21 protein-coding genes are annotated in these 26,152 nt (G+C 71.5%); 10 read left to right on the top strand and 11 right to left on the bottom strand.

From position 1 onward, the window contains the following. The first annotated feature begins 492 nt into the window (after positions 1-492). A complete protein-coding gene (locus ACZ4N5_RS25175) occupies positions 493-2,553 on the top strand; it encodes a ricin-type beta-trefoil lectin domain protein (RefSeq protein ID WP_467759405.1) in 2,061 nt (686 codons plus the stop codon). Positions 2,554-2,622: 69 nt separating this feature from the next. Here the strand turns inward: ACZ4N5_RS25175 and ACZ4N5_RS25180 are convergent, their stop codons facing one another. The 3 genes from ACZ4N5_RS25180 to ACZ4N5_RS25190 all read right to left on the bottom strand — a co-directional run bounded on the left by ACZ4N5_RS25180 (position 2,623) and on the right by ACZ4N5_RS25190 (position 6,373). Further along, positions 2,623-3,870 (bottom strand): polysaccharide deacetylase family protein, encoded by a 1,248-nt coding sequence (locus ACZ4N5_RS25180; RefSeq protein WP_467759318.1) that lies wholly within the window; start codon positions 3,868-3,870, stop codon positions 2,623-2,625. Positions 3,871-4,091: 221 nt separating this feature from the next. Further along, positions 4,092-4,838, bottom strand: coding sequence for a DUF4232 domain-containing protein (locus tag ACZ4N5_RS25185; protein ID WP_467759319.1), 747 nt, complete (start codon positions 4,836-4,838; stop codon positions 4,092-4,094). Between the two features lie 143 nt (positions 4,839-4,981). Continuing rightward, positions 4,982-6,373 (bottom strand): serine/threonine-protein kinase, encoded by a 1,392-nt coding sequence (locus ACZ4N5_RS25190; RefSeq protein WP_467759320.1) that lies wholly within the window; start codon positions 6,371-6,373, stop codon positions 4,982-4,984. 713 nt (positions 6,374-7,086) lie between these two features. Between ACZ4N5_RS25190 and ACZ4N5_RS25195 the strand changes: the two genes are divergently transcribed. Together ACZ4N5_RS25195 and ACZ4N5_RS25200 are read left to right on the top strand one after the other, a co-directional pair. Further along, positions 7,087-7,992, top strand: coding sequence for a pyridoxamine 5'-phosphate oxidase family protein (locus ACZ4N5_RS25195; RefSeq protein ID WP_467759321.1), 906 nt, complete (start codon positions 7,087-7,089; stop codon positions 7,990-7,992). Between the two features lie 286 nt (positions 7,993-8,278). Beyond that, on the top strand, positions 8,279-9,271 hold the full coding sequence (locus ACZ4N5_RS25200; RefSeq protein WP_467759322.1) for an Acg family FMN-binding oxidoreductase: 993 nt from the start codon (positions 8,279-8,281) through the stop codon (positions 9,269-9,271). A gap of 114 nt (positions 9,272-9,385) precedes the next feature. On the opposite strand, the gene ACZ4N5_RS25205 is transcribed toward ACZ4N5_RS25200, so the two are convergent. The 3 genes from ACZ4N5_RS25205 to ACZ4N5_RS25215 form a co-directional block, all read right to left on the bottom strand. Next, positions 9,386-9,898 carry a universal stress protein gene (locus tag ACZ4N5_RS25205; protein ID WP_467759323.1) on the bottom strand — a complete coding sequence of 171 codons (513 nt, stop codon included), beginning with the start codon at positions 9,896-9,898 and terminating at the stop codon, positions 9,386-9,388. 55 nt (positions 9,899-9,953) lie between these two features. Continuing rightward, positions 9,954-10,178, bottom strand: coding sequence for a hypothetical protein (locus ACZ4N5_RS25210; protein ID WP_467759324.1), 225 nt, complete (start codon positions 10,176-10,178; stop codon positions 9,954-9,956). A 79-nt stretch (positions 10,179-10,257) separates the two neighbouring features. Beyond that, positions 10,258-10,980 (bottom strand): CBS domain-containing protein, encoded by a 723-nt coding sequence (locus tag ACZ4N5_RS25215; protein WP_467759325.1) that lies wholly within the window; start codon positions 10,978-10,980, stop codon positions 10,258-10,260. Between the two features lie 312 nt (positions 10,981-11,292). Here ACZ4N5_RS25215 and ACZ4N5_RS25220 point away from each other — a divergent pair, with 312 nt between their 5' ends. Beyond that, the gene (locus tag ACZ4N5_RS25220; RefSeq protein ID WP_467759326.1) at positions 11,293-12,297 is read left to right on the top strand and encodes an Acg family FMN-binding oxidoreductase; all 1,005 of its coding nucleotides are present in this window, start codon (positions 11,293-11,295) and stop codon (positions 12,295-12,297) included. A 117-nt stretch (positions 12,298-12,414) separates the two neighbouring features. Here ACZ4N5_RS25220 and ACZ4N5_RS25225 read toward each other — a convergent pair whose 3' ends face one another. After that, positions 12,415-13,176: a GerMN domain-containing protein gene (locus ACZ4N5_RS25225; RefSeq protein ID WP_467759327.1), complete on the bottom strand. Its 762-nt coding sequence runs from the start codon at positions 13,174-13,176 to the stop codon at positions 12,415-12,417. A 552-nt stretch (positions 13,177-13,728) separates the two neighbouring features. On the opposite strand from ACZ4N5_RS25225, the gene ACZ4N5_RS25230 reads away from it, so the two are divergent. After that, positions 13,729-14,280: an RNA polymerase sigma factor gene (locus ACZ4N5_RS25230; protein ID WP_467759328.1), complete on the top strand. Its 552-nt coding sequence runs from the start codon at positions 13,729-13,731 to the stop codon at positions 14,278-14,280. 169 nt (positions 14,281-14,449) lie between these two features. Here the strand turns inward: ACZ4N5_RS25230 and ACZ4N5_RS25235 are convergent, their stop codons facing one another. Then, positions 14,450-15,799 carry a jacalin-like lectin gene (locus tag ACZ4N5_RS25235; RefSeq protein ID WP_467759329.1) on the bottom strand — a complete coding sequence of 450 codons (1,350 nt, stop codon included), beginning with the start codon at positions 15,797-15,799 and terminating at the stop codon, positions 14,450-14,452. A gap of 32 nt (positions 15,800-15,831) precedes the next feature. Beyond that, positions 15,832-17,211, bottom strand: a complete 1,380-nt coding sequence (locus ACZ4N5_RS25240) for a glycoside hydrolase family 43 protein (protein ID WP_467759330.1) — start codon at positions 17,209-17,211, stop codon at positions 15,832-15,834. A gap of 295 nt (positions 17,212-17,506) precedes the next feature. Here ACZ4N5_RS25240 and ACZ4N5_RS25245 point away from each other — a divergent pair, with 295 nt between their 5' ends. Then, on the top strand, positions 17,507-18,040 hold the full coding sequence (locus ACZ4N5_RS25245) for a phosphatase domain-containing protein (RefSeq protein ID WP_467759331.1): 534 nt from the start codon (positions 17,507-17,509) through the stop codon (positions 18,038-18,040). Positions 18,041-18,082: 42 nt separating this feature from the next. On the opposite strand, the gene ACZ4N5_RS25250 is transcribed toward ACZ4N5_RS25245, so the two are convergent. Beyond that, positions 18,083-18,298 (bottom strand): dodecin, encoded by a 216-nt coding sequence (locus ACZ4N5_RS25250; RefSeq protein ID WP_261707589.1) that lies wholly within the window; start codon positions 18,296-18,298, stop codon positions 18,083-18,085. Between the two features lie 232 nt (positions 18,299-18,530). Here ACZ4N5_RS25250 and ACZ4N5_RS25255 point away from each other — a divergent pair, with 232 nt between their 5' ends. Next, complete coding sequence (locus ACZ4N5_RS25255; RefSeq protein WP_467759332.1) at positions 18,531-19,793, top strand: extracellular solute-binding protein; 1,263 nt, start codon at positions 18,531-18,533, stop codon at positions 19,791-19,793. Positions 19,794-19,879: 86 nt separating this feature from the next. Here ACZ4N5_RS25255 and ACZ4N5_RS25260 read toward each other — a convergent pair whose 3' ends face one another. Beyond that, the gene (locus tag ACZ4N5_RS25260; RefSeq protein ID WP_467759333.1) at positions 19,880-20,932 is read right to left on the bottom strand and encodes an Acg family FMN-binding oxidoreductase; all 1,053 of its coding nucleotides are present in this window, start codon (positions 20,930-20,932) and stop codon (positions 19,880-19,882) included. A 374-nt stretch (positions 20,933-21,306) separates the two neighbouring features. Here ACZ4N5_RS25260 and gap point away from each other — a divergent pair, with 374 nt between their 5' ends. From gap to ACZ4N5_RS25275, 3 genes are all read left to right on the top strand, one after another. Continuing rightward, positions 21,307-22,320: a type I glyceraldehyde-3-phosphate dehydrogenase gene (gene gap, locus ACZ4N5_RS25265; RefSeq protein WP_467759334.1), complete on the top strand. Its 1,014-nt coding sequence runs from the start codon at positions 21,307-21,309 to the stop codon at positions 22,318-22,320. Positions 22,321-22,690: 370 nt separating this feature from the next. Further along, the gene (locus ACZ4N5_RS25270; RefSeq protein WP_467759335.1) at positions 22,691-25,402 is read left to right on the top strand and encodes a bifunctional acetate--CoA ligase family protein/GNAT family N-acetyltransferase; all 2,712 of its coding nucleotides are present in this window, start codon (positions 22,691-22,693) and stop codon (positions 25,400-25,402) included. Positions 25,403-25,414: 12 nt separating this feature from the next. Next, on the top strand, positions 25,415-26,146 hold the full coding sequence (locus ACZ4N5_RS25275; protein ID WP_467759336.1) for a CBS domain-containing protein: 732 nt from the start codon (positions 25,415-25,417) through the stop codon (positions 26,144-26,146). Positions 26,147-26,152 lie beyond the last annotated feature (6 nt).

Here is a 26,152-nt window from a genome sequence, read left to right on the forward strand (position 1 = left end):
GCCGCCCCGTCGGAACCTGGGAGATCGGCGCCCGAGCGACAGGAATTCCGTGCGGAAAGGCGCTCGGATGAGCGCATGAGAGCGCTCCCATTGCGGAGACTTCGGACGGATGGTAGATCCTTCGGGTTTCCGAATTCCTTTTAGCGCGAGCTTGACTGACATTTGGTCAATATCCGGGGACGGCGCCGCATTAGGAGAAAATCAGGGATCGCTTGTTCCTGCTCGCCGCCCTGTGCAAAGGTGTGCGTTGTCGGCGTGCAGACAATATTGGCTTCGCTCTGCGCGCGTGCGGCGCGCCCGCTCCCCCTCGCCCGAAAGGGCCGTCAGAGGTGGTCGTTCGCGGCGTCACCCCCCATGGGTAGACCCTCCGGCTCCGTCGGGCGGTCTACATGCCCATTGGTATGGACTATTTGCCACGCTACCTTTGGGAGGAAAGCGGACGTGAATGACGGAACGCTGTCTCATTCGTCTGACCCCGACCGCTTGTTCGAGGTGTCGGATGAGCGGCTCGCGGCCGAGCTGAAGAGCCAGGGAGGCACGCCCGCGAACTATCCCGTCGGAGAACTACTGGACCGCCACTGGGAGGCGGTGTTCTCTTACGCGCGGCTGTGCACCGACGGCGTACGTCCCGCCGGAATGCTCACCACTGCCTCATTCACGCGCCTGTTCGGGGATTCTCTGCACCAGGGCGGTCCGAGTGCCGCGTGGCGGCCTCAGCTGCTCGTCACCGTCCGCCGCATAGCGGCCGAGTGGCTCACGGACCCGCGGCGCGAACTGCTCGATCCCGGACTCCTCGCCGAAGCGGACCGGGAGGACCGTGAGGACCGGGCGGCGGCACGACTGCTTCCGCCGGAGGGCAGGCGCCTGATCTCCCGGGCGTTCCAGCGGCTGCCCGAACCGGCCCGCTGCCTGCTGTGGCACGGGGAGGTGGAGGCCGAACAACTGGACGTGCCCGCCGCCCTGTTGGGGATCTTTCCGGAGGACGCGGCCACCGAACTGGAGCGGGCCAGGGAACGCCTGCGCCAGGGCTGCCTGGAGATCCACCACGAACTCGCCCCCGGGGACGAGTGCCGCCGCTACCACCGCATGCTCGACGTCTCCTTCCGGCGCGGCGGCGCCGACCTCGACCCCGACCTGCGGCGCCACATGGACGAATGCGGCCACTGCCGGTACGCGGCCGACCAGTTGAGCCAGTTCAACGGCGATCTCGCCGTCCCGCTCGCCGAGGCGGTGCTCGGCTGGGGTGCCCGCGACTACGCGGCATCCCGGCAGGCGCGGGCCGCCGCCGGCGCGGAGGCGGACCGAGAGCCGGGGACCGGCCGGACGGACCAGGACGCGACTTTCGCCGACGGAGCGACGGCCGCCGGGAGTTGGCCGAATGCCGAGACCGCCCGCATCGTCGAGTTCCAGCCCGAGGCCGACGCCGTACGCCCACCGGGCCTTCCGCCGCGCACCCCGCCGAACGCTCCGCCGCACACCGGCACACCGCCCACGGCCCAGGCGGCCGCGCCGCAACCGGCCGGCCCCTCCCACCGGGGCGCGCCCGCACCCGGCGGAGGCACCCGCCCCTCCCGCCGCCGAGGTACGCCGCTCTCCGGCGTCGGCACGCGCTCCTCCCGCAGGGCCACAGGGCACAAGGCCCCCCGGCGCGCTCCGGGGCGCCGAAGCGTCGCCCTCGCCGTGCTGACCGTCAGCGCGCTGATCCTGGTCCCGCTGGTCCTGTGGACATCCCACGCGGACCCCGGCGTCCAGAGCGGTACGGCCGACGGCAGCCACTCCTCCGCGGCACCGAGTCGGCGTACGAACCCGTCCTGGGTCGGGACCGGCGAGCAGAAGGACGGCGCCGCGCGCGGCCGGCTGCGCAACGCCGCGACCGGGTTGTGTGTCGGTATCGCCGGAACCGCGCCGGCGAGCGGTGTGGAGACCCGGCTCATCGCGTGCTCGTCGGAGGCTGCGACGGAATGGTCGTACGCGGCGGACGGGCTGTTGCGCGACGCGGCCCACCCCGATCTGTGCCTCGACTCGCACCTCGGCTACTCAGTCCAACTGGCCTCCTGTACGGGCCCGTCGCAGCCCGCCACCAAGAACGTCCGCTACGACTTCACCCTCCAGGGCATGCTCGTGCCCCGCTGGAACCAGGATCTCGCCCTCGCCCCCGCGTCGGCCGAGGGGGAGTCGGCGCTCGTCCTCAAGCTCCGTACGGACGAACCCATCCAGCACTGGACGTTCGACACCTCGTCCCCCTCGCTCCAACTGGAAGTCGTCAACTGGGACTCCACGACCGGCGACGCGAAGGGCTCCACGACCCGGGACCGGTCCACGGCCTCGACGTCACCGGCACCCACCGCCACCCGGACACCCACCTCGACGCCGTCGGCTGCGGGTCGGTCCACGTCGACCGCGGCTGCCTCCGACGGCTCCTGCTCCTCCCTCTCCGCCTACTGTCCGGGGGGCGGGCACGACGGCTCGGTCCGGGACGGCGGATACGGTACGGGCTCCGGCACCGGCGGCTACGGATCGTTCGGCGGAGGAGGCGACGGAGGCCGCCGGTGATGCAGTGACGCGGTGACGAGGTGACGCGGTGGCTCCGAGGGGCGCTGCCGGTCTCCTGCCTTCGGGCCGTCAGGACGTCGCGGTGCCGGGGGACTTGGCGCCCGAGCCAGCCGTGCCCAGGAAGTCGGCCCAGCCGCCGAGCGGTGACTGCCCGGGGCTGAGTGTGCGCAACTTCCGCAGGACCGCCGGGTCCTGGGCCTCCAGCCACTGAACGAGCTGGCGGAAGGACACCATGCGGACGTCGTCGTGGGCCGCCATACGCGAGATGGCCTCTTCGACGGCGTCCATGTAGATGCCGCCGTTCCAGCGCTCGAAATGGTTGCCGATGAAGAACGGGGCCCGGTTGCTCTCGTAGGCCCGCCGGAAGCCGGCGAGGTAGCTGTCGCGGGCCTGGGCGCGCCAGGCGTCGTACCGGGTGCGGTCGCCGAGCGGGTTGGCGTTCGATTGGTTGGCCATCAGGTTGTAGTCCATCGACAGGACCTGGAACGAGTGGCCGGGGAAGGGAATGGACTGGAGCGGGAAGTCCCAGATCTTGCCGCCCAGTACCTTCCCGGGCCACATCTGGAGTCCGCCGGGCGAGCTGGCGTCGTACTTCCAGCCGAGAGCGGCGGCGGTCGGCAGCAGATTCGACTGACCCTCCAGACAGGGGGTCCGGCCGCCGGTCAGCTCCTTCTCGTAGTCGAAGGGCAACGGTTCCAGGTCGGTGAAGCCGGTGTTGGTCCGCCACTCGGTGACGAACTTCTTCGCCTGCTCGATCTCGCTGCGCCACTCGGCGGGCGACCAGCGGCGGACCCCGTCCGGGCCGCAGAAGTGACCGTTGAAGTGGGTGCCGATCTCGTGGCCCTCCAGCCAGGCCGCGCGTATCTGCTGGAGCGTCGCGTGGATGTGCCGGTCGGAGAGATAGCCGATCGCGGAGGCGCCGACGGGGTGCTGCGGCGGGTGGTAGAGGTGCTTCTTCGACTCGGGCAGGGCGTAGATGCCACTGAGGAAGAATGTCATCGACGCCCCGTGGTCGGCGGCGACCTTGCGGAAGCGGGAGAAGAGCTTGTTGCTGAGTTCCCCCGCGCCGTCCCACGAGAAGACGACGAACTGCGGGGGGCGTTGGCCGGGCTTCAGGCGCTCCGCCCGCGGCTGCTTCGGCTGCGCTCCGGTGTCCGCGGTGGAGCCGTCGCCGATCGGCTTGACCGGCCGGAACCGCGCCCGGCTGTTCCCGCCGCTGCCCACGGACCAGTCGTTGGCCGAGCAGGCCGACAGGGCTCCCAGCGCGCCCGCCGACGCCGTCGCCGCCAGCAGTCGCCTGCGTGAGACACCGCTCATGATTCTTCCCCCGTTGTTCTTGGTACCGGCCCGGGTCGTGTGGCCGGAGCCTTCGTCCGTTTGCGACGCACCGCTCACCGGGCGCGTCAAACGGTGTGATGCGCGAAGTTCCGGAAAAGGTCGCGCGAACCTGGACGTGTAGCCGTTCCGTGACAAACCCCGCCACCTGGGGGACGGGTGGCGGGGCTGGGGGGAGCGGGACGGCCGTCGTGCCCGTACGGTCAGACGCCGCTTCCGGGGCGGACGACCGTCAGGGAGACCGACGAGGCGTTGCCGGACACGGGCACCGTGCCCCCCGACCACGGCACGGTGAGGGAGTCCCTCTCGTCGGGCGGTGTGACGATCAGCGAGGCGGGCGTCGCCGTATGGGCCCCGCTGATCTCCGGGTTGGAGAAGGTCAGACCCGACCACGCGCTGTGGCCGGGCGCGAGTACGACCGTCGTCGGCGTGCCGGAGGACCGCAGCGGGTCGGGGCCGAGCTGCTTGCCGGACGCGTCGACGAACGCCGCTCCGGGGTAGCCGCGCACGGTGCAGGTGCGTCCGGAGCGGTTGGTCAGCACGATGGGGAAGTTCTCCTGCCCCGCTCCCGGGTCGTTTCTGCCGACCGAGGCGCGCAGTTCCGAGGTGTGGCAGCGGCCGCTGCCGGCGGCGGCGCTCCCCGAGGAGGCCGAGGCGGTTCCGCTCCCTGTTCCGGTCCCTGTTCCCGTCTTCTTCGAGGGGGCGCTCGCGGCCGGGCTCGACGGGCCGGTGGAACCCGCCTTCGTGCTCGTGCCGCCGGAGGCCGGTCCGGCTGTGCCGGGAAGGGTCTTCGGCGCGCTGGTCGGGGTGCCGTTGCCGCAGGCTGCGAGCAGGCCCAGCAGCGCGACACCCGCGAGCAGCGCGGCCCGCCGGGCGGCGGGCGAAGCGTGGTGCGTGGACACCGAGTCGGACCGGTCCGGGTTCGCCACCGTGCGCGGGAAGGTCGACATGTCACCACTCCTTGGATGTCTCCGCACGAGCTCATCGCCCGTGCGCGGGGCGCATTGTGCCCCGTCACTATTCTCGGATGCGCCCGGGGGCCGAAAAGTTCGCGGGACCGCCGACGAATTCCGCCGGGATCGCCCGGCCGGGATCAGGCCTTGAGACGTACGGAGCCGATGACAGCGTCGGCCGTGTCGTCGGCGCCGCTGTCCTGGCGGATCTGGACGTACACCTGGGGCTGCCCGGCGCCGCCCGCCGCGGTGAGCGCCGCCTCGGTGAGGGAACCGTCCTTGCCCGGACAGTCGTCCCAGGTCCGAATCAGCCCGTGCCAACGCGCGCCCGAGTAGGACCGGCTTCCGGCGTAGTGGCACCCGGGGTGCGTGACGGCGCGGATCCCGCCGGTCAGGTCGCCGTGTTCGCTGAGTCCGACGAAGGCTCCGTCGACGCCGGAGCCGAGGTCCTGCCAGCGCTCCAGGTGGTCCGCGACGACGAGACCGGGTTCCGTGCCGTCCTTGAGTCCCAGCGTCCGTGGATTCCACCCGGAGTCGCGCAACTGCCCGCCCCAGCCGGCCGGTACCTCCACCGTGATCCCGCCCGTGCCGTCCGCGACTTGGAGGGTCTTCGCGGCGGGTTCTCGGGTCAGCAGTACGGCGGTGGCGCCGACGGCGCAGGCCACGACGACGCCGGTCAGCGCAAGCAGCGCGGTGCGCCGACGCCGCCGGGACGTGGGGGCGCCCCCGTCCGTGACCTCCCCGGCCAGCCGGTCCAGCTCCGCGGCGAAGGCGGCCGCGGTCGGCCAGCGCCGCTCCCGGTCGGGTTCCATGGCCCGCAGCAGCGCCCGCCCGACGTCCGGGCCGACGTCCGTACGGAGCCGGTCGGGGCGTTCGACCTTGCCGGGCGGGCCCGGAACCGAACCGGTGACGAGATGGTGGCCGAGGGCGCCCAGGCTGTACACGTCGGCCCGTGCGTCGATCCCGGAGCCGGGCTGGGCCTGCTCGGGCGGGGTGTAGCCGGCCGAACCCGCCGCGATGGTGAGTCCGGAGGCCTGGGCCAGGCTCTTGGCCAGCCCGAGGTCGGCCAGCAGCACCCGGTCGGCTCCGCCGGGCGTGGTGCGCAGCAGCACGTTGGACGGTTTGATGTCGCGGTGCACGATCCCGGCCTCGTGCAGCGCTGCCGCGCCCCGGGCCGCCAGGGCCGTCAGGCGCAGTGCCTCGGCGACGGGCAGCGGTCCGGCCTCGATCCGGTCGGCGAGGGTGCCCCCGTCGGCGTACTCCATGACGAAGTAGGGCCTGCCGTCGGGGAGTTCACCGATGTCGTAGACCTGGACGACCCGGTTCGAGTCGGCCTTGCGCAGCAGTCTGGCCTCGGAGAGGAAGCGTTCCCGGATGTCCAGGCGGTCGATCCAGTTCTCGGAGAGCACCTTGACCGCGACGGTCGCGTCGAGGACGTCGTCATGGGCGAGCCAGACCACGCCGAAACCACCGGCGCCCAGGCGTCGTTCCGGACGGTAGCGGCCGATCCGCTCCAGGGGATCCCTCAGCACGGACGCCCCATGAAACGGCCTGCCGAACGGCCCGTCGACCGGTGGGATCGGCAAGGGCCGGGGTGGTTGTCCGTCGTCGCGCTGCTGGTGACGCCGGACGAACACCCCCGAGGCACGCGCCGGTACGTGTTCTCGGTCGCTCGACGCCGGAAGGGGTGTTCACCGCGGTCGGGTCCTGTTGGCCGTGTCCGTGAAGGCTTGCGCCTCCTGTGTTCACCGACGGGCATGTGCTCTCCAGGGCGAGGCGGATGCCACGAGCGCCAGGCCGTGGCTGCGGTCCGTGTGCGGACGGCAGCTTGTGGTGGCGCTCGGACCACTGAAGCGTACCGGTCACGTTCTTCACCGAACACGCCGCTCGGCGTGGAGTCGGTTCCCCTCGGGGCCGTGGCTGCGGCGGGCGCAGTGTGAGCTTTCGCCGCTGGGCTTCTCCGGTGACCCGGTCGGCGGCGGCAAGGCTCTCGGGTGAGCCGCCGCCCGGGCCCACGGTGACGGCCCGGCCCCATGGCGGCCGCCTCGGTCTCGTACGAGGCTGGAGGGACGATGAACCGGTTTCCTCCAGTCCCTGCCTGCCGACGGGCGGCACACGTCGGCCGCTCACCGCGACGAGCTGCCGGTTCTCCCCGGGCGACACGTCCGCGGGGCGTCGCATGCGGCGGTGTCCTGTGCGTGCCACGTTGGTTTCAGCACCCTCTCTTCAGGAAGCGGAGGCGATCATGCGAGCTCATCTTGGAGATCACCTCGTGATCGACGGCGTGACGACGGGAGGCACCCGGCGCGACGGAGAGATCATCGGTCTTCACCACGCGGACGGCACACCTCCCTACGACGTTCGCTGGTCGGACACGGACGAGGTGACGATGGTGTTCCCCGGGCCCGACTGCCATGTCTGCCCCGTCGAGGACATGTCCGGCGGCACCTCCCCGTCGGACGAGGAAACGAGCCGCCCGGCCGCCACGAGCTCGCCGCACGCGACCCCCCACCCCGGTGACATCGGTCGGCGCCTGACCGCCGAGCGGGAGCGGCAGGGGATGAGCCGGACCGAAACGGCACGTCGCGCGAGAATGGCGCCCGACTATCTGACGTACCTCGAGGAACGCCAGGCCGATCCGAGCCCCGCGAGTCTCATCAGACTGGCCGACGCGCTCGGCGTCAGCGTCGAGGCACTGCGCGGAGGCGGCGGCGATCTGCCGCCCGGCCGGGGGCGGGCGCTCATCCACCCGCAGTTGCGGGACCTGGGACCCGACGAATGCCGCGCCCGGCTCTCCACGCACGGCGTGGGCCGCATCGCGGTGTCCACATCCGAAGGCCCGGCTGTCGTTCCGGTGAACTACGAGGTCGTGGACGACACGATCGCCTTCCGGACGGCTCCGGGATCAGTGGTGGCGGAGGCGGTGGGAGCGCAGGTCGCCTTCGAGGTCGACCATCTGGACGAGGCGATGAGCCAGGGCTGGAGCGTGCTCGCCGTCGGTGCCGCGCAGGCTGTCACGGAGCCCGAGGCCGTGCGACGGCTGGCCGATCTCGCGCACTCCGAGCCATGGGCGGGGGGTGACCGTCAGATGTGGGTGTCGATCCGGCCCGAGCGCATCACCGGACGTCGTATCACCGCTGCCGATCGGTGACGGGTCGCGGACGGCCGCTCTCATGAGCCCGCCGCGGGCCCGGATGCCCGCCAGGGCCCGTCCGGCAGTTCGCGTCGGAGGGGACCGCGGCAGCTGGTGCCGTGCGTCGCAAGGCGGAGGGTCGCCCTCGTACCGGGCGTACTCGGGCGTGCCGCCCGACAACGCGGCGAGGTGCGGTGCCGGGCGCCACGGTCCCGGCGGGAATGGTCAGGACAGGCCCTGGCACCCACGAGGCAACCGAAGAACGGCCCCTCCGGGGGCTGGCGACCCGCGAAGGGAGGCTCCCATGAGCCCCCAGACACCGTCCGACGAGTGGGTGACGTCCCTGGTCCACGATGCCGCCGCCGCCCCGTCGATGCACAACGCGCAGCCCTGGCGCTTCGCCTACCTCCAGGGCAGCCGGACGGTACACGTGCGAGCCGACTTCGACCGCGCCATGCCGCACGCCGACCCCGACACCCGGGGCCTTCACCTCGGTTGTGGCGCGGCGCTGCTGAACCTGCGGGTCGCGGCGGTGCACGGGGGCTGGTCCCCGGCCACCGGCCTGCTGCCCGACCCCTCTGATCCAGGACTGCTCGCGGCCGTGCAGCTGGCCGGCTCCGGCCCGAGCGAGAGCGGCCTCGCCGCGCTGTACCCGGCGATACACCGGCGGCACACCAGCCGCTTCCCGTTCGAGGCGACGGAGATTCCCGAGGCCATCCGTACGGCGCTCGGTGACGCGGCCCACCACGAGGGGGCCTCCCTGGAATTTCCCGACGTATGGCGGCTGGAGGAAGTACTGGAACTGATCGAGGAGGGCGAGGCGCGCAACCTGACCGATCCGGGCAGCAGGGAGGACCTGGCCGCCTGGACCCGCCTCGACACCCCTGCCGGGACCACGGCTTCCGACGGGGTCCCGGAGCAGGCCTTCGGTCCGCTCAGGCATGGTGGCAGGGCTCCCGTGCGCGACTTCGCCGGGAACGAACCCGTGGCACGGCGCGACACGCGCGAGTTCGAGCACTCCCCTCAACTGGCCCTCATCAGCACGGCCGGCGACCGTCCGGCCGACTGGCTGCGCGCCGGACAGGCCATGGAGCGCGTGCTGCTGCTGGCCACCCTCGAGGGCCTGTCCAGCTCGTTCGCAACTCAGGCGCTGGAGTGGACCGACCTGCGCTGGCCGCTTCGCGACCCGGTGTCGGGGAAGGGCAACGTGCAGATGGTGCTGCGCCTCGGATACGGCCCCGACGGTCCGGGCGCACCACGCCGTCCGGTGCCGGACGTACTCGACATCCGGCCCTGACCCGCCCGGGAACGGATCGTCCGAGTACTGCTGCTGGCGCCTGTCCGGCTGATCACGCCGGAGACGCCGATCCGGCGCCGCAGGTTTCCTCCGGCCTGACCCGCCGGACAGGCCCTAGGCGGCTCCGTCGAAGGACACGGAGCGGACCTGCGCGGCCTTCGACGACGACGTCGGCAACTCGGGGGCGGGCACCGCCACCACCGGCACGGTCGCATGCCGCAGGCACTCGCGGCCGACCGTGCCGATCGCCGGCACTCCGCTCTGCTTGTGCGTCGTGCGACCCAATGCGAGCAGGAGGGCCTTGCGTGACGCCCGCACGAGCACCCGTGCGGGCGGCCCCTCCAGCAGGACCGCGCGCACGGAACCATCGATCTGCGAGCCGTACACCTCGTGCAGTGTCCGGGAGAGCAGACGCACGGCGTCCTCCCGCTTCTCCGCGGCCGTCGGACGGGCCGAGGCGGGAGCGTACGGGGCGAAGGCCGGCACGGCCGGTTCCCAGGCGTGCACGGCGACCACCTTCACCCGCAGGGCATGGGCCTGAGCGGTGGCCCAGCGCAGGGCGGCCCCGGACGCCGCGGATCCGTCGACGCCCACCACGATGTACCTGTCGGCGGCGAATTCGCTCATGACAGCCTCCCCGGAGGGTCGGTTGGGGACGGGCCCGCTTCGGAGCCGGCTCCGGTCAGCCCCGGTAGTGCCGGTGGTCGTCGTGCTTGCCCATGTAGTGCCGCTCCTCGATGACGGACTCCCGCTCGCCGGGGCGCAGCACCGCACCCGGCGTGGTCATGAAGGCGATGAGCCCGATGGCTCCCGCCGCCATGAGGAGGAAACCGACGACGAACGAGCTGTAGCCGAACACCAGACAGCCACCCACGACCGTCGCGCCTACGAGAACGAGAGGGATCATGACTGCTTCCTTCTTTCCTTGCTTCGCTCGGCGTCCGGAACGCGCTGCGGCGCCGAGGGCGTGAGCCGCGGACAGCGGCTCAGAGTTTGCGCATCCAGTCACCGGCCGTGCCCCGCAGGGCGTGTTCGGCCGATGGGCGGCGGGTGTCGTCGATCCGGTACGACAGGTGGTCGACGACGTCCACGACACCGTCCACGCGGCGGGTCGCGGCGAGCGCCACGGGCAGGTCGCCGCGCCGCTCCAGCCGGCCGGTGAGGGTGACGACACCCTCCTTCACGTAGACGTCGACGGTCTGCCGGGCCAGCCACAGTGTCTCGGCGAGGACGGTCTGTCGTACGTCGCGCTCGATCTCCTCGTCCGTGCGCAGGAAGCTCCGGAGCAGGTCGCCCCGGGTGACGATCCCCAGGAGCCGGGCCTCCGTGTCCACGACGGGCAGCCGTTCGACGCGGTGCTCGGCCATGAGACGGGCGGCCGCTCGGATCGAGGTGTCGGCGCGCACCGTGACGGCCGGCGCGGACATCACTCCTTCGGCCGTACGCGCGCGGCTCCCGGCCCTCGCCCACCGGCCCCCGCGGCGCAGTCGGAGCAGCCGGCCCACGAGGGTGTCCGGGGTGGTGCCGGCCTGCCGCGGCACGAGGTCGGACTCGGAGACCACTCCGACGACCCGGTGGCCGGGGCCCACCACCGGGAGCCCGCTGATGCGGTGTGCTTCCAGCCGGCGCACCACTTCCTTGAACGATGTGCCGGGGTCCGCCGTGATCACGTCACCGACCATCACAGCGTCGACCCGTGTGGCCTTCATCTGCGCACCTCCTGACCGATCGGACCTCCGGGATCGTGCAGCCTTGGCCGACGTTCCCCGTGAGGACTTGAGTCCAGCGTCCTCCGGAGGACCCGGAGGGCCCATGGGCCGGGGAGGTACGACGTCGGGCCGAGTGGCCCTCCCCGGTGTGCTCCACCCACCCGGATCAGCCTCCCCCGTCGGGCAGTTGGGGAGCAGTGGTGGCGTACCTGGGCCGCTCGGTCCGCTCGGGGGACCGACGGCCCATCCCCGTACGAAGGGGAGATGACGACCATGAGGCCAGGATCATCCCAAGGAAGGGCGGTTCGGCTCATGACCGTCGTCAGTGCACCCTCCCGCTACGCCTCGAACTACCTTGTTCGCGCTGCTGTCATGGCGCCGTCCGTGTACAACACACAGCCCTGGACGTTCCTCGCGCAGGAGCGGGACGGGGGCATCGAGTTGCACGCGGACCTCACCCGGCGACTGCCGGTCTCCGATCCGTTCGGCAGGGAGGCGCTCATCAGCTGCGGCGCGGCGCTGTTCAACCTGCGCCTCGCCATGCGGCATGCGGGGTTCACCCCGGTCGTCCGGACCTTCCCGCAGGCGCAGGACTCGTCCTGCCTGGCTCGGGTGACCTGGGGGCCCTACGACGACCCCACGTCCGACGAGGACCGCATGTACGGCGCTCTGCGCAAGCGGCACACGGTGCGCGGGCCGTTCGCGGCGCGGCCGCTGCCCGCCTCCTTGACCGACGCGTTGCGTGAGCACGCCCACGACGAGGGTGCCACCCTGCTCTGCCTCGACGACGGCGACAGCCGACGGCAGCTGGCCGAGCTGGTCCGGGCCGGCGAGGACGCGCACCGGACCCGTCCGCGGTACGCCGCCGAACAGGGCCGGTGGACCTGGCGCGTCGCGCTGCCGCGGACCGACGGTGTGCCCGTCGACGCGGATGTGATGCACCCGGACTCCACGTCGTTCGCCGGCCGGGACTACTCGGGAGTGACCCGCATGTTCCCCTCACCTCCCCGCCGGCTGCCGGCGCGGACGGGGCTGGTCGCCGTACTCGGCACGGACCGCGACGACCGGCCCGACTGGCTCCGGGCCGGACAGGCCCTGGAGAAGGTCCTGTTGGCCGCGGCGGCCCACGGGGTCATGGCGGCCTTCCACACCCAGCCTCTGGAACTCCCGGCTCTGCGGGCACGGATTCGCCGGACCCTGACGGCCGGGGAGTTCCCGCAGATGATCGTTCGCCTCGGCTACCCGCTCCGCGTCCGACCGACGCCCCGGCGCTCTGTCGCGGAGGTCCTCACGGTGAGGGATCCCCGGTCCTGCTGAGCCGCCGTCGTCGGGACGCTGCCGTGCGCGGGGACCCCGTGCGCGGCAGCCCCCTGTGCGGGGGCTGGACGCTGGATGCGGGAGAGTGACAGGGGCGGTGAGAGGCGTCGACCGATGTCAGCCGCGCAGGGTCAGCGGTACCGTGTCGACGACCACCGGGCCGCCGTTCCGCGACGGGACGAAGTAGGCGGTCAACACACCCGGTCCGGTCCGGTCGGCCCTGCGGGGGAACGTCACGTCGAAGGTTCCGCGGGTTCCGGAGCCGGACGTGGCCCGCACCTGGACATCGGCAGAGCCGCGGCCGGCGGCGTCGGTGACCTTCAGCCGGAACACGGCCTCGAACGTATCGGCGCTGCCCCACACCCGGACGGATGTGCTGACCGTGTCGCCGATCATCGGGGACTCCACCAGGACGGCCGGCGTGACGTCCTCGAAGTCCGCACGTCCCACAGGGCCGTTGAGGACGACGTCCGTGCCGCCGAAGTCCTTGACCGGTTTGCCGTCGAGTTCGAAACGAACATCCCGGACGCCGGGGAAGCGGGTCACCGTGAACACGATCTGGGCGAGTCGCGCGCGCCGGGAGGGTCTGCTGCCACCGTCGTCGTACCGGCCGGACAGGTCGACGGTCGCGATGTGATCGTGCACGACGAGGGAGCGGAGCTTCGTACCGGACGGAATCGCCGTGCTGCGGCCGTGGTCCCGTTCGTAGCGGGTGGGGCCGTTCAACAAGGCTCGTACGGCACCGGTCGCCGTGGCGGGAGCGGTCACGGTGCGCGGCGCGGCCGAGACGTGGGCGCCGTGCAGGAAGTACGCCGCCGCGCGGGCGCCCCGGGTTCCCGCCGACGCGCTTCCCGAGGGCTCCGGGACCGTGGGTCCCACGCCGGTGGTAGGTGACGGCGCGGGCGTGCCGGAGACACCGCCGGACGCGGCGGACGTGTCGGCAGGAGAGCCGGCAGGAGAGCCGGACGGAAGGCCGGACGGACGGCCGCTGCCGTGCGGCGCTTCCGAACCGGTGCCCGTGCCACAGGCTCCGACGACGAGGAGAGACAGGGTCAGAGCCGCGGCGGCGCGCACCGACGAGTGGCGCCCATGGGGGCGTCGAGTTGGGGTTTCGCTCATCATGGCGACCTCCTGTGACGTTTCCAGCCAAGTGCCTGCGCGGGTGCGCCACCAGGGGCCGTACGGTACTCGGTGTGGACCGCTCGCAGGATGCCGGAGGAGCCGTTCGGCCCGCCGGCGACGTCGACCCGCTCGCCACGCCGTCGAACAGAGACGATGGCGCCCCCTCCAGGTGACGATTCCCGAAGAAGGGCCCGCATCCGGAATGACGCCCGGAGCGCGGGGCCGGCGGGCGCGCGCTGTCGCACATCTGCTGGACAGGGCGTTCGACTATCATGCCTGGCCTGTGATCGACAGCGAGGGGAGCGCCCGGTGCGGGACGCGGCGGAGACCGAGGAGCTGGCCCTGCGGGCGGCCGCCGGCGACCGGGCGGCACTCGACGTCCTGCTCCGGCAGGTCCGGCCCGAGGTCGTGCGGCGGTGCGGACGCTTTCTGCCCTGCCGCGAGGACGCCGAGGAGGCGGCCCAGGACGTCCTTCTCCAAGTGGCCCGGAAGATCGCGACGTTCGAGGGTCGCAGCCGCTTCAGCACCTGGCTGTACGCGGTTGTCGCCAATTGTGCCCGGCAGAAGTACCGCGAGCTGAAGCGGCGCGCCGCCGAGCGACCGGAAGTGATCGACGCCGGGCAGTACGTCGATCCGCGCACCACGAGTGTCATCGCGGGTTCCCGGATAGACCTCCTGGAGGCACTGGAACGCCTGGAGCGCGAACACCCGCATCTGGTCGAGCCGTTGGTCTACCGCGACATCTGTCAGCTGGAGTACGCGGAGGTCGCCGAGCGCGTCGGCATTCCGCTCGGCACGCTCAAGTCCCGTCTGCACGAGGCGCGCAGAAAAGTCAGGCCCTGGCTGTCCGAAGCCTCCTGACGGCTGCTCGACCCGGGTCCGCCGCGGCCCGGCGCCGCGGTGATCGCTTCCCGAGCTCACCTCCACGTGCCCTCGAACAACCTGACGGAAAGGCGAGTTGGGCTGCTCGTCCCGTTCCCCGCCGGGTCCGGGAACCCGGCGGGGAACGACTTCGGTGCCTGCCCTCCGGTCAGCGCTGGGTGTAGATGAAGCCGATCTTGTCGACCTCGTCGCCCGCGCGGCCGTGGAAGCCGGCGATCTGCCGGCCGGCCGGAGCGGTGCGGGTCACGCAGTCCGACGTCGTCGTGCCGCCGGCCAGAGTGCGGCCGAGGTTCGTGGTGAACTTCGTGTAGAAGATCCGGGTGTGACTGTCCTTCACGCCCTCGCACAGCTGCGCGGAGGTGACGTACTCACCGCCGCCCAGTGTCAGTGAGGCGGCGGTGCCGCCCGTGCCGCCGTGCGCGAACGTCGTGCCGTCGCTCAGCGTCAGCCCCATCCGGTCGACCCGTGCGCCGCTGCTCAGGGAGACGGTGCTCGCGCGGGCGCCGGCCGGCACCGCGGCGATGTCGTTGAAGTAGTCGCCGTGCGGCCCGCCGAACTGATCGCTGAGCTGGAAGGCCGTGTTGCGCGACCAGGTGAACGACGCGGTGATCGGGTCGTGGTCGGAGAGCATCAGGCCGTCGGAGGTCAAAAAGCGCGTGTGCTCGTTGTTGTAGCTCGTGGCGTTGAGCGCGACGAGCTTGCTGCCGCGGTAGAGGATCTTGTCGACGACCTCGCAGGTGTCGGGCACGGTGGTGCCGCTCTGGTCGCAGACGAGCGCGTCGCTTCCCTTGGCGGGCGGGGTGCCGCCCCGGACGATCTGGACCCAGGCGTCCGTCAGCCCGTTGGCCGCGGCGAACTCCGCGATGGTGTCGCCGGAGCGGGTGTAGCGGGTGTTCGTGTCGCCCATGACGACGACGGCGTTGCCCGCGGAATGGGTGTTGATGAACGCGGTGAGCTGGTTGAGGTTGTCGGCGCGGGAGGCGAGGTCGCCGTCGTTGGTGCCCGCGTTGGTGTGCAGGTTGTAGAAGTCGACGTAGACACCCTCGGCGAGGCGTTCCCGCATGAAGGTGAAGCCCTTGGGCGTGAGGCAGTCGCCGGAGTCGATCTGGCAGGAGTTCCAGCCGACCCGCTCGAAGTCGTCGGTGTCGTAGGAGATCTTCGAGAGGGTGTTGAGGCCGCTGCCGATGCCGGCGCCGCCACTGGTGGGAGTGCGGTACGGGTGCGCGGTGTCGGCGGCGTACAGGGCCGCGTGATAGTTGAAGTCCTCCTCGACATGGACGATGTCGTAGGGGGCGATGAGTCCGCCGATCGCCGTGGTGCTGGAATCGCGGGGTGTCGGCGCGCTGGAGATGCCGTCGGGCAGCCCGGCGACGTTGTAGCTGAGCACACTGAAGGTGCCGGAATCGGCGGCCGTGGCCGGGGAAGCGGCCGCGGTCAGTCCGCCGAGTGCGGCGGCGGCCGCGGCCGCACCGGCGAGAAGTCTGCGGAGAGGGGACATCGGGGGTTGTCTCCTGAGGGGGCGAAGGGGCGTCAAGAACCGACCGAGAAGGTGGCGTCGGCCTTGTCGGTGGACGTGGAGATCGGATCGATGCGCAGCACGTAGTCTGCGTGCCTGAGGTGACGGTCCGGGTGGTTGTAGGAGCGGAAGGACGACCACGACGTGTCGGCCAGACCTGCCGTCCGGTAGAACGTGGCGTCCTGGGCGAACGTCGTCGTCCCGTCGTTGACGTCGAGCGCCATCTGGTAGTTGCTGTGCCGCAGATAGCGCGTCGGGTAGTTGACCGACCGGAACGAGATGCCCGCCGTGTCGGCCAGTCCGGGCACCAGCGTCCACTGCGAGTCCGTGTACGGGTCGAAGGGGTACTCGTCGATCCGGCCGACGTAGTTCGAGTGCCGGACGTAACGTGCCGGATAGTTGTAGGACTTGATCCGGTTCCAGGCGGGAGCGCCCCACTTCGCGAGGAGGTTCCCGTACTCCGTCGTGGTGATCGGCTGGATGCTCGCGTGCTTGGAGTTGAGCGGCTGTGTGTAGAGCCGCTGGTCGACCGCCGTCCAGGTGCCGCTCGCGAGGTCGGCGGACTGCCAGGCGTAGAACACCCCGTTGGGCGTGTAGGTGTCTCCCCAGAGGAACCAAGTCGCGGTCGACTGGGACTTGATGAGGATCGGGGCCTCGGTGCCGCCGTGCGCGACGGGGGTGCTGAACACGGTGAAGCTGCCGGGGTTCAGGGACGTCGACCTGGCGCCCACCAGGGTCTGGTCCTTCTTGAAATAGAGGTAGTTCACGCCGCCGACGCCCACGGCCAGATCGCCGTCGATCACGTCGTAGCCGGGGTCGAAGAAGACCTGCGCCGCCGACGCCGTCACGAAGTCGGACGTGTAGTTGACCATGATGACGTTGTGGCCGCTGGAGTCGACCGCGGAGTAGATGATCCCGTACTGGCCCCGCCCCGCGTCCCAGTACGCCTCGGGCGCCCAGCTGTGGGTGGCCATGTCGTGGAGCTTCAGGCGGCGGTAGCCGCTGAAGGACCGCAGGTCGGCCGAGTCCCAGACGTGGATGTACTGGCTCTGCAGACTCCAGTCGGTGCCCTTGAGGTCTGTGGCGAGCACCACGAAAGTGCCGTCCTGTCTGCGCACGATGAACGGATCGCGCAGACCGCCGGTGCCGCCCGTCGGAGTCACGACGGGCTTGTTCTGGTTCAGTGGCGTCCACTGCAGGGAGTCGGCGCTGACGGCCAGATGAAGGCCGTAGTCCGCTCCGTCGCCGTTCGGGGACTCGGTGAAGTAGCCCATCACATAGGCGGTTCCGGCCGCGGCGCGGGCGGCCGGGGCGCCGAGGGCGAAGGCGGCGGTGAGGCCGGCCATCGCCCCGAGAGCGACGCGCCGGGAGGGCTGAAGGGGCCTGTCGTTCATGCCGGTCTCCTCGATGGGCGTGACGCCGTGTCGGGTGTGGTCATGTGCGGCTCTCCTCGGATCGGTCACGGGGCCGGCGAGAGGGGGTTCACCAAGAAGGGCGGGGCGGGGTGCGCCCGGACCTCCGCATGCCGAAGAGCGGGGTGGTGGGTCCCTCCACCGCCCCTCTCGTGTTCGATATATCGAATGCTGTGCGACATGCTGCGCGAGGCATTACGGTAAGGGCTTACTGGGTGATGTGAACAGGGCCCGTAGGGACGGAAGTTGAGCATGTCGACGCGTGGGGCCGGGTGTCATGGCGCGCCCGGTGTCGGTGCCGCTCTCTAGGCTGGTCCGCGTGAAGGAACAGAGCAGTAGGCCACTCGCCGTGTTCGACCTGGACGGCACCCTCGCGGACACCGCGCACCGGCAGCGGTTCCTGGAGCGCGCGCCGCGGGACTGGGACGGATTCTTCGCGGCGGCGACCGAGGACCCGCCGCTCGCGGAGGGCGTCGCGCTGGCGCTGAGCAGCGCGCGGGAGTGCGAGGTGGTCTATCTGACGGGCCGTCCCGAGCGGTGCCGGCGGACGACCGTGGACTGGCTGGCCGCACAGGGCCTGCCCGAGGGGCGCATCTGGATGCGGCGCAACGACGACCGCAGGCCCGCCCGGCGCACCAAGCTGGAGGTCCTTCGCCGGCTCGCCCGCGACCGGGAGATCCGCGTCCTTGTCGACGACGACGAATTCGTCTGCGAGGAGGCGGAGCGGGCCGGCTTCACGGTCGTACGGGCACGGTGGGCGGCCGCGTCGGCGGCGCTGAAGGACGCGCAGGGGCGGGAGGGGCGGACCTGAGGGGCTCTAGGCGGGTGGTGGACCCGTGACGCGCGGGTCGGGTCAGTCGGCGTCCTCCAGCCGGAAACCGAGCTTCAGACCGACCTGGTAGTGCTCGATCCGTCCGTTCTCGATCTGGCCCCTGACCTGCGTGACCTCGAACCAGTCGAGGTTGCGCAGGGTCTGCGAGGCCCGGGTGATCCCATTGCGAATGGCCTGGTCGACGCCTTCGTGGGAGGTTCCGACGATCTCGGTGACCCGGTAGGTGTGGTCGGACATGCGGGTGCTCCTCTCCGCCGTGGCGCGAATGCCACGCGTCATTCCACGGTGCCCCAGGGCGCCGCGCTCCGCGAGACGGCGGGGTGACCCGAGTGACGTCGGGTGGCGATGGGCCCTTGACGGAGATGATTGGTCCATACCAAACTCCAGACGCCCGTTCGAGCGACCGGCTCGTTCCCCCACGTCGGGCCCCTTGCCCCTGTCCGCAAGACAGAACAGGACCCTCGTGAACGTGAAACGCCGCCTTTTCGCCGTCGTCTGCGTCACCGCCTCCCTGCTCACCGCCTGCGGCACCCTCCCCGGCAGCGGCGCGCACCGGAGGACCGTCACGGTGTGGCTGATGAAGGACAGTGCCTCCAAGGAGTTCCTGAAGCGGTTCACCGAGGACTTCGAGCGCCGGCACGGTGACCTCCGGCTCGACATCCGCATCCAGGAGTGGACCGGGATCGGTGAGAAGGTGCAGGCGGCGCTGAAGCGGGACGACCAGGCCGCGCCCGATGTCATCGAGGTCGGCAACACCCAGGTCGCGCAGTACGTCGACGGGGGTGGCCTGAGGGACATGACCCTGGAGTCGATGCGTGACTGGGACATGAACCACTGGCTGCCGGGCCTCGCCACACCAGGCCGGTTCGGATCCCACCAGTACGGCATCCCCTGGTACGCCGCCAACCGCGTCGTCATCTACCGCAAGGACCTGTTCGCCGGGGCCGGTATCGAACAGCCGCCGAAGACCCGCGAGCAGTGGCTCACGGACACCGAGCGGCTCAACTCCGGTGACGACCAGGGCATTTACCTGGCCGGTCAGGACTGGTACACCCTCTCCGGGTTCATCTGGGACGAGGGCGGCGACCTCGCCGATGAGTCGAGCACCGGGAACTGGCGGGGCACGCTGAACACGCCGGCCGCGCTGCGCGGCATGGATTTCTACCGGCGTCTCCAGGCACTTGGCCAGGGGCCCGCGGGTGCCGACGAGGAACACCCGCCGCAGTCAGGGGTGTTCGCCAAGGGGCGGGTCGCGCAGATCGTGGCCGTTCCCGGACTCGTCCAGGCCATCGAGCGGGCCAACCCGGACCTCAAGGGCAAGCTGGGCTTCTTCCCGGTCCCCGGCAAGACGGCCGCGAAGCCGGGCGCGGTGTTCACCGGCGGCTCCGATCTCGTGGTGCCCGAGAACTCCGACGACCGTCCCGGCGCCACCGCCGTCGTCGCCGCCCTCGTCGGCGTCAAGTGGCAGACCGAGCTGGCCCGGACGATGAACTACGTGCCCAACAAGACGACGCTCGCCCACGCCGTGGCGGGCGAGGCAGGAGTCGCGGCCATGGCGGCGGGCGCCGCGCAGGGCCGGGCGACACCGTCCTCGCCCCAATGGGCCGCGGTCGAGGCCCACAACCCGATCAAGGACTGCATGACGAAGATCCTCGGCGGCGCCGACCCGGCGACGGAGGCCCGGCGCGCCTCCGACCGCATCACGACCATCCTGGAGGCCGACAGAACGTGAGGGACGCTCCGTCCCGCGCCGGTGACCCGTCCGGGCCGCCGCCCAAGACCCTTCCGGCCGGCCGTCGATGAGGACCCGTCCGGCGCTCACGGCGAGGATGTCGGGACTTCCGGAGGGGCAGCCCCGTCGACGCCCAGGAACGAGAAGGGCGAGCGGCGGGGAGTAGCGGGGCCTTCCGGGCCGTAACCGAGTCGGATGAGCATCTGGACGTGATCGAAGGGCGCTGTCGGGCTGCGCAGTTCGTCGCGCAGGTCGGGCCACTCCAGAGCCTGGTGGAGGAGCGAGGTGCGCAGGCCGTGCGCGGTCGCGACCAGCAGCACGTGCTGGAGCGACTGACCGGCGCGCAACCAGTCGGAGCGCCGGTCGTGCCCCGTGGCCAAGGAGACCAAGGTGGGGGTGCGTTCGAACGGCCGGGCAGGCAACCGCTCCATCGAACGCTGTGCGGAGAAGTCGCGCATGGGCAGCCGTTCGAAGGCGTCCTGCGGTCCGATGGCGGTGGACGGGATGCCGGTGTCGTTCGCCTCGTCCCGGTTCGTCCAGCGGCGGCTTTCGGCACTGCGGTACGGGTCGGAGTGGTTGCGGTGCTCCGCCTCCGCCGTGACCCGCAGCAGTCGTCCCGCCTCGCCCGGGGCGGTCACGGCCAGCTTGGCGCCCTCGATCTGGGCGGCTTCCACGAGGTCGTTCAGGACGCTGACAGGAACCACCTCGTCGGTGAAGGGGAACCGGCTGCTGTGCCGGCGCCAGATCGCCTCGTACAGGTGTGCGGCGTGCAGCGCACGCGGGCTCGCCTGACGTGTGATCCGGACGGAGGCGAGCAGCCCGGGGTCGCGCGGATCGGGGAGCAGCCGCGTGACCGGCTTCCAGCCGAGGTGCGTCACCGCCACCCGCAGGTTGAACAGGGCCGCGCCGGCCGCGATGTGCAGAGCCCTGCCGTGTGGATCCTCTTGGGGCAGCCCCCGCTCGGCCGTGGCGTGGATCTCCACGACGGGCGACTCGGCGCCGAGCCGGAAGCGCCACGGCTGCGTGTTGTGCATCGAAGGGGCCGCGACGGCGGCCGAGAGGAGCTTTTCCAGCGTCGATGAGTCCGGGTGGGTCGAGGACATGGCGGCCTCCTGCCGGACGAGGTGGGCCGCGGGCATGCGGCTGCCTCCAGCCTGCGAGCGTGGGCGGCGACGGCGAAGGGGCCGATCGGCCCTTGCCGGGGGCTGGACGGCTACGACTTTCTCCGCAAGGCAGCCGCTGCCGCACGCGCCCGCGCAGAGCCGGCAGACCGAGCCGAACGGCCGCCCGTCGCGCCCGCGTTGGCCCGATCGGCCCCCATCGGGGACCTGCGGCCCCTGCCCCACGGACCCGTTCGTCACGACGCTGGAACCGGACCCGGACAGGACCCCCGATTCCGCGGTCCCGCACCACTCGGCAGGCCCCGTCGCCGTCGTACCGCAACAGACACGTCCCGAGGACGCCGACTCAACCCGAGGCTGAAAATCCACACCCGTCAAAGGAGTTCACCGTCATGACCGTACGCGTCGGTATCAACGGCTTCGGCCGCATCGGCCGCACCTATCTGCGCGCGGCACTGGAGCGCGCCGAGGCGGGCACCCAGTACGTCGAGGTCGTCGCGATCAATGACATCGCGCCGCCCGCCACCCTGGCCCATCTCCTTGAGTACGACTCGACGTTCGGCCGGATCGGGCGTGAGGTTCTGCATGACGACTCCTCGATCACCGTCGACGGCCGGCGCATCGCCGTCACCGCCGAGCGGGACCCGGCGGCCCTCCAGTGGTCCGACAACGGCGCCGACATCGTCATAGAGTCCACGGGGCGCTTCCGCGACCGCGAGACCGCCGCCCTGCACCTGAAGAGCGGCGCCCACACCGTGCTGCTCTCGGCACCCGGCAAGAACGCGGACGCCACGATCGTGATGGGCGTCAACGACGACACCTACGACCGCGGCTCCGACAGGATCGTGTCGGCGGCCTCCTGCACCACCAACTGTGTCGCCCCGATGGTCAAGGTGCTCCATGAGGCCTTCGGTATCGAGCGCGGCGTGATGACCACCATCCACGGCTACACCAACGACCAGTCCCTGCTGGACGGCCCGCACAAGGACCTGCGCCGCGCCCGCTCGGCGGCGCTCAGCATCATCCCCACCAGCACGGGCGCCGCCCGCGCCGTCGGACTGGTCCTGCCCGAGCTGGCCGGAGTCCTGGACGGCATCGCGGTCCGCGTGCCCGTCGAGGACGGCTCGCTCACCGACCTCGCGGTGGTGCTGCGCCGCGAAGCGACGGCAGAGGAGATCAACGCCGCCTTCGCCGAGGCCGCAGAGGGCGCCCTGAAGGGCTTCCTCCGTGTCTCGCGGGCGCCCATCGTCTCCCGCGACGTCATCGGCGACCCGTCGTCCTGCGTCTTCGACCCGGCCCTGACCCAGGCCAACGGAACCCTGGCGAAGGTCTTCGGCTGGTACGACAACGAGTGGGGGTACACCAACCGCCTGCTCGACCTCACCGCGCTGGTCGCCGACGACTGACGCGTACAGAAGCGTCGCCACGCGCTTCCTCGCAGTCCCGTACTCCCCGCAGCGTGATCCCGTACTCCGCGCCGCGCGCCGCGGAGTACGGGATCAGCCACCCGAGGTACCAGGGTCGCCCCCGTTCCGGAGGGGGCGACCCTGGCGTCGTTCCACAGTGCCCACATCGAGCAGGTCGGGCACACGCGATGCCTTGTCTCGCGCCGGGCCCACCGGGTTCGCCCCGCCCGCAGTACGCAGGGGGCGGAGGGATCGGACGGAGACCGTGATCGGGGCCGACCGGCCCATGTCGCGCACCCGGTCAGCCCATGGGGCGGGCCCCCGGATCGCTGGATGCTCGAAGTGTTGACAGGTTTCGAGGAGGCCAGTGATGACGGACGACGACCGCCCCCCGGTGCATGCCCTGCTCCAGGACGGCACCACGGTATGCATACGTTCCGTGCGGCCCGGTGACCACGAGCAACTGCATGGTCTGTATGAGGAGATGTCCCCGGACAACCTCCGGCTGCGCTTCTTCGCCGTGAGCCACCGATCCGCCGAGATGGCCGCCGACCGGGCGTGCACCCCGCCGCGGCCCGGCTACCGGGCGCTGCTGGCCGAAGCACACGGCCAGGTCATCGGCCTCGCCGAGTACGAGACGAGCGACAAGACGGGCGACAAGACCGGCGACGGCACGGCCACGGCCGAGATGTCCATCGCGGTGGCCGACGGGCTGCACCACCGGGGCGTCGGCACCCTGCTCGTCGAGCACCTGGTCTCCGCCGCCCGTGCGGAGGGCATCCGCGCCTTCACCGCCGACGCCCTCTCCGAGAACCGCGAGGTTCTGCGGCTCTTCGCCGACCTCGGACTGCGCACGGCCCGGCACTTCGAGGGCCCCGAAGTGCGCTGCACCATCGAACTCGCCGAGGACGACACCTACCTCACGGCCGTCGAGACCCGCGGACGGGGCGCCGACGTGGCGAGTCTGGAGCCGCTGCTGCGCCCCGAAACCGTCGCTGTGATCGGCGCGGGACGCCGTCCCGGATCGGTGGGCCGGGCTCTCCTGCACCATCTGCACGCGGGCGGCTTCACCCGGCGGCTGTTCGCCGTGAACCCCAGCGTGACCTCGGTCCTCGGTGTGCCGTCCCACCCCTCGGTCAGTGCCCTGCCCGTGACTCCCGACCTCGCGATTCTCGCGGTGCCGGCCGCCGCCGTGCCCGCCACCGCCGAGGAATGCGGCAAGACCGGCGTACGGGCGCTGCTGGTCGTCACGGCCGGACTCGACGCAGACCAGGCCCAGGGACTGCTCGCCGCGTGCCGCACGTACGGCATGCGACTCGTCGGGCCGAACTGTCTCGGTGTCTCCAACACCGACCCTGAAATCGTCCTCGACGCGACCTTCGCCGCCGGCCACCCGCGCCCCGGCACGGCGGGTGTCGCCGTGCAGTCGGGCGGCGTCGGCATCGCCCTGCTCGACGGGCTGTCCCGGCTCGGCATCGGCATCTCCTCCTTCGCCTCGCTCGGCGACAAGTACGACGTCAGCGGCAACGACATGCTCCAGTGGTGGGAGAGCGACGGCCGCACCGACCTCGCCCTGCTCCACCTGGAGTCCTTCGGCAACCCGCGCGCGTTCTCCCGCACCGCCCGACGGGTGACCCGCCGTATGCCCGTACTCACGGTCGACGCGGGTCGCACCGACGCGGGCCGCCGAGCGGCCGCCTCGCACACCGCGGCCGCCGCCACCCCGACGATGACCCGGCAGGCCCTCTTCACCCAGGCGGGCATCACCGCCACCGGTTCGGTGGGTGAACTCCTCGAAACCGCTGCCCTGTTGCACGCCCAGCCGCTGCCGTCCGGCAGTCGCGTCGCGATCGTCACCAACGCGGGCGGCGCGGGCGTCCTCACCGCGGACGCCTGCGCGGAGGCGGGACTGGCCCTGCCGCCGCCGACGGCGGAACTGGCCGACGACCTGTTCACCCTGCTGCCGGAGGGCGCCTCGGTGGGCAACCCCGTCGATGTCACCGCCGCCGTCACGGAGGAGCAGCTCCGGGAGTGCGTGGACCGCGTCGCGCGGCACCCGGGCATCGACGCCGTGCTGGTGGCCCTTGTCCCCACCGCCGTCGCCGCGGCGACCGGCGACGATCTCGTCCGGGCGCTCACCGGCGGGCCCGCACGGCGGGAGCGTCCGGTCGCCGTCGTACGACTGGAGCAGGCGCTGCCGGTCGAGCTGCTGCCCGCCGTGGACGGCGGAACCATCCCCTCGTACTCCGAACCGGGCGCGGCGGCACGGGCGTTGGCCCACGCGGCCCACCGTGCGGCCTGGCTGAGCCGGCCCGCCGGGACGGTCCCCGACCTCGCGGACATCGACACCGGGCGCGCCCGGACGGTCGCCGAGAACTTCCTCGCCGCGCACCTCGACGGCGGCTGGCTCGACCCCCGAACCTGCGCGGAACTGCTCGCCTGCTACGGCATCCCGCAACTCGACTGGGCCTGGGCCGAGACCGAGGACGACGCCGTCATCGCCGCCGAACGGCTGCGCGGGCCCGACGGCCGCGTGGTCATGAAGGCCCAATGGCCCGGCGTGCTCCACAAGTCCGAACAGGGTGCCGTGCATCTCGACCTTCAGGGCGACGCCCAAGTACGCGCCGCCTTCCGGGACTTCGAGACCCGGTTCGCCGGACTCCTGGCCGGAGTGGTCGTCCAGCCACTCGCCGCGCGCGGCACCGAACTGTTCGCCGGGGTCGTCCAGGACGAGGTCTTCGGACCCCTCGTGCTGTTCGGCCTCGGCGGTACGGCGACGGAGGTGCTGGCCGACCACGCGGCCCGTCTCGCTCCTCTGACCGACCACGACGTCCACGACCTGATCACTTCGCCGCGCTGCGCGCCCCTGCTCTTCGGCGCGCACGGTTCCGGACCGGTGGACCTCGAAGGTCTGGAACAGGTGCTGCTGCGCCTGTCCCGCATGGCGAGCGATCTTCCGCAGCTCGCCGAGGCCGACTTCAACCCCGTCCTCGCGACCCCCGGCACGGTCAGCGTGCTCGACGCACGCGTCCGCCTGTTGCCGCGCCGCGCCCAGGACCCCTATCTGCGCCGACTGCGCTGAGGAGGAACGGACATGAAGCACGACAAGGTCGGATCCGTGATGACGACGGACGTCGTCCGGGCACCGTACGGCGCCCCGTTCAAGGAAGTGGCGCGGCTCCTCGCCGGCCACCGCATCAGCGGGCTGCCGGTCGTCGACGAGGACGAGAAGGTCATCGGGGTGATCTCCGAGTCCGACCTGCTCGTCCGGCAGGCGCAGACCGAAGACCCGTACGCTCCGAAGCGCCGCTTCCGGTTCGTGCTGCCCACCCACGGCGCCCGCCGGCAGGCGGTCAAGGCACGGGCCCGCACCGCCGGGCAGCTGATGTCCGTACCGCCGGTCACCGTCTACGCGGAGAACACCATCGCCGAGGCCGCCAGGGTGATGGCGCGGAACCGGGTGGAGCGGCTGCCGGTGGTGGACGAGGAGGACCGGCTCGTCGGCATCGTGACCCGCCGCGACCTGCTCCAGGTCTTCCTGCGTCCGGACCCGGAGCTCCGCTCCGAGGTGATCGACGAGGTCCTGGTGCGGTCGCTGTGGATGACACCGCAGACCGTGACTGTCACCGTCCACGAGGGGGTGATCACGCTCGACGGCCAGACGGAGCGCCGCAGCGAGGCCGAGATCGCGGTCGCCATGACCCGCCGGATCGACGGGGTCGTGGGCGTGGTCGACAAACTCACCTATCGCTTCGACGACGCGCACCTGCGTCCCGACGAGCCGGCCGTGCACGGAGTCGGCGAGAATTGGCTGCGCAAGCTGTGAGAGGAG

This window comes from Streptomyces sp. NPDC026500, assembly GCF_055567635.1.